This window comes from Chryseobacterium sp. CG10_8 (genome assembly GCF_058117085.1).
This window is the reverse complement of record NZ_JBYVEB010000164.1, coordinates 1-4,126: the sequence shown is the minus strand read 5'-3', so window position 1 is coordinate 4,126 and position 4,126 is coordinate 1. Positions and strand designations below refer to the sequence as shown.

4 protein-coding genes are annotated in these 4,126 nt (G+C 29.1%); all 4 read right to left on the bottom strand.

The window, feature by feature from the left end; genetic code table 11:
• Window positions 1-19: 19 nt before the first annotated feature.
• Window positions 20-1,159, bottom strand: a complete 1,140-nt coding sequence (locus tag AC4AGG_RS15515; protein WP_489772927.1) for an HNH endonuclease — start codon at window positions 1,157-1,159, stop codon at window positions 20-22.
• Window positions 1,159-2,622, bottom strand: a complete 1,464-nt coding sequence (locus tag AC4AGG_RS15510; RefSeq protein WP_489772926.1) for a DNA cytosine methyltransferase — start codon at window positions 2,620-2,622, stop codon at window positions 1,159-1,161. Before AC4AGG_RS15510 ends, AC4AGG_RS15515 begins: the two co-directional genes overlap by 1 nt.
• Before the next feature lie 292 nt (window positions 2,623-2,914).
• On the bottom strand, window positions 2,915-3,487 hold the full coding sequence (locus AC4AGG_RS15505; protein ID WP_489772925.1) for a hypothetical protein: 573 nt from the start codon (window positions 3,485-3,487) through the stop codon (window positions 2,915-2,917).
• A 50-nt stretch (window positions 3,488-3,537) separates the two neighbouring features.
• On the bottom strand, window positions 3,538-4,104 hold the full coding sequence (locus AC4AGG_RS15500; RefSeq protein ID WP_489772924.1) for a hypothetical protein: 567 nt from the start codon (window positions 4,102-4,104) through the stop codon (window positions 3,538-3,540).
• Window positions 4,105-4,126: the final 22 nt, after the last annotated feature.

Below are 4,126 nucleotides of genomic sequence, written 5' to 3'. Positions count from 1 at the left end.
CCTGTTATATGACGTTTTTTTAAAGCAAATCATCGATATTATCTTGAAATACATGTCTTCGATGGTGCTCCAGATAAGCTTCTCTATTTTCAGGAAAAATTCGCATTCTATTTTTTGCTGTTGGATTAATATTTAGTTTTTCCCATGTATATGAACTTAATTGGGTCCCACAAATTAAATCTCCATCATCTGTGAAAGTAATGTAACCTTGGTCAAACAACCTGTCATAAGTTGGTGATAAAGCAAGACCATTTAAGTAGTCTAATGCTTCAAATTCATTTTTTTCTTTGATACAAACGCTATAAGGTTTTATGTGACTAGCAATCAATAATCTTTCATCAGAAATTTTTGTAAAAGGACATTGTGGCATATGTTCTATTACCGCTCTTCTATATTTATCTTGCCCAACTCTATATGTTTTTCTGATTTCTTCAATATCTTGTCCTTCTATCAATGTGCCTTCTATCTCAATATTTTCTAATTCTAAGGATTTAGGATGCACAAAAGACCTAAATTGATAATCTAGCAAAATTCTAAAATAAAATAATGGATATTGATAATCAATCTCTTCATTAACAGGTACTAATTTAAGGATTGAGAGATAACTTATTTTTGGAAGGATAAGTTCCCTCCAAAGTTTCCAAATGTAATCATCAGAACGAATATAACCTCTATTCTGCTTTTGAGATAAATTATCAGAAGCATCATAAATTGAGAAGAAAATATGTTCAGTAGACAAATCTTGTACCTCCTTATAACGTTCATCATAATAACTAGTTATATTATTGTGATAAACTTGTTCTTTAGCATGGTATTCTGTCTTTGCATCTTCTAAGTATTTCAGTAAATTAGATTTACTGAAAAAACATCTTCCTTCTGAAATTAAAGCGCCATTATCTCTTGCTGATTGAAAAGTTTTTCGGTTTTTTTCTAAATCAATATATTCAGCTCCCCAATTTTGATAATTAAAAAAAAACGACATTCTTTGACCTAGTTCTCCAGAATATGTCCCAACATGTTTTTTTGCTTCTCCATTACCATGGAATTGAGCTAGTTTATTTGTTCTATGAATAAAACTGTCTTCTGCTCTAAAATCTTGAATAGAATCAACAATAAAATATTCTATACTATCGATTTTAATTTTTTGAAATTCTGACATTATTTTGCAAATTTTGTTATATCCATTTGTTTTAGAAGTGCTATAAGTACATCAACAACTATACTATTTCCAGCTTGTCTGTAAAGTTGTGTGTCACTTACAACTTGTTTGAAGTCATCTCTGAAACCCATTAATCGCAAGCATTCTTTTGGCGTAAGTTTTCTTATTCTTCCTGTGTGAGTAACATAATTATCAACACCTGCTCTATGCATTTTGTGCATAGATTGCAGAAGTGGTCTTGCAACTTCTAAATCTGTTTTAATGGTTGTTTTAAAGTTTTTTGTTCCTTCGCTTAGAACATAATCCTTCACTTTATCAGATAAATAATATTTTTCCTCAACAGAATTGACATCAAAAATGAACTCATTAAATTCGGGTTCGTCTTTTGATTCAAAAACAAAGTCTCCGTGCCAATTAAATTGTTGATTAGCCTTTTGGCACAATGCTATATCACCATTTATTTGTGTATATCTTTTTTTCTTGTTGAAAGTACTTGTAACAAATTTTATCCCTTTTTCTTTTAAATAATATTTACTGTCAATATAGTCTTCTAAAAAATCTTGCATTTTATACTCCAAAGAAATAGATTCTGGGAATGTAAAATTTTCAGATTTATCTTTAAAACCAATTACAAAAATTCTTTCACGATGTTGAGGAATTCCATAATCTTTTGCATTCAATACCTGATAAAAATATTTATATCCTAATTCATCGAAGGTGGCTTTTATCGTTTCGAATGTATTGCCATTATCATGATTTATAAGACCTTTAACATTTTCAAAAATGAAAACCTTGGGTTGGGTTTCCTTAACTATTCTTGCAAATTCATAAAATAAAGTTCCTCTTGTATCTTCAAAACCTCTTCGCTTTCCAACCATAGAAAATGATTGACAAGGACTTCCTCCTACAAGCAAATCTAATTTATTTTTATATTTTTTGCCGTTAAGTTCCTTTACGTCATAATACCAGTTTTTTTCATCGATATTATAATTGGCAAAGTAACTTTCTTTAACATGTTTATCAATATCACAAGCAAATTGAATTTCTGTTTTTAAATTCAATCGTTCAAATGCATATTCAATTGCACCAATTCCAGAAAACAATGTTCCTACTTTTATAACTGCATGAGGATTAGAAAATACTTTTTCTCTCCAATCTTTTTCAAATTTTAGAGTTTGTTGAGCGAATTGTTCTTGAACAATACTTACAACTTCTTCATAATTAGAATATTCTTTTAAATCTTTATTTAATTTACTTTGATAGTGTAACTGAGCAAGTTGAGATTTATTTACTTGTAAACACTCGGATAATTTTTCAATTAGATTAGGATTTAATTTACGTTCATCTTTTTCTATTTTAGAAAGGGTAGATGTGTCAATATTTATTTCTGAAGCTACTTTTCTCAAAGGCAAACCTAGCTCACTTCTCCTTTCTTTTAAATATGTCCCAATTGTTACCTCCATGTTTTTAGAAAATTTTGTCCAAAAATATGGAATTTATTTCATTGAAAAAAGTGAATTCTATTTTTGTAACGAATTTTCACAAAATGTCGTATAACGAAAAAGTATTAGCGAAGGCGGGCGAAAAGTGAACTGAAAGTTCGATTTTCAACCAAACTGAGCCAATGCTTTTTTGGTGAAGTGAAATTACAAAAAAATAACGAAACCGAAAAGCAGTGGCGGCGAAGAATATTCAAATTTTCAATTTGAGTATTCAAGCCCGCTTTTGCTAATACACTGTTGGCAGAAGTCAAAACTATTTCTGAAAATAAAGATTGTCAAGTGCAAGTATTACAAGTTCATAATCAGAATTTTTATTAACGATTTTTTCGATTTCAAGAAAATCATTTTTCCTCAATGAACCAAATTTATATGAAAAAACCAAAATAATTGTTCGTTTTTTAGAAGCTAATTGTAATGGTTCATTACTTAAGATGTTCAAAAATTGGTTATTAGTTAGCAAATAATCTTTTTCAAATTCAACATCAGTACTATATTGTGAAACAATTTCATTCTGAACTCTCATTACACAGCTCTCATTCTTAGTTAGAAAGGCAGATTTTTTAGTTCTTGTGTTGCTATTAATAAAAATGCCATAGAAAAAATCTATTTTTGATTTTGAAATGGTAGATAAAAAATTGTTATAATCCATCCTATCTGCAAAGAAAATATTTTTAGGATTAATTTTATATTTGTTTTCGACGTATTTAAGATATTCTGATTTGTCTTTAAACTCTATATTCTTATTAACTCCCATAATTTTATTTGCAATAGAATTACAAGACAATATTATTAAAGAAAATATAAGAAGACTTACAATTGTTTTCATAGAAAAAGAATTAGAAGCAGGATTGTAATTATTACAATCCTGCTGGTATATTACATTAAATCAACAAGAACAACTAATTCATTTTCCGTTTCCTTCACAGGGTAATTTCCAGGCTTTATTGTTATGCCATCATAAATTTCGTATTCATTGTCAGCATTCAATGTTTTTAAATCTTCAGTAGAGTATCCCTCAACATTTTTTAAGCCAATAGGAAAATGTATCTCAAGCTTATCATCTATAAGCTGTGCCCACAAATTAGCGACTCCTTTATCTAATGTAGCTGTAGCTAAAGATTGACCATTACTATTGCTAACGCATCTTGTACCCCAATGTCCACCTTGAGCACAAATCCAAAATCCACTTTCACAATTTTTTATGGGTCTGTGGAAGTTAAATTGCTGAACAGCATAATACAATTCTGCATGAGAACCCTCTGGACAATCAGGTTTTCCTATTCGACTCACCACAGAATTTGTACTTACAGGTTCATTAGTAATCTCATCTACCTCACTTGAGCTATTTACACAAGAAAATAATACTGTTAAAGATAATACCAATAATGGCAAAACCATTTTTTTTAATTTTTTAAACATAATTTTAATTGTTTTTTTTTTCAATAAATCAAACGGTTAGTAAAAT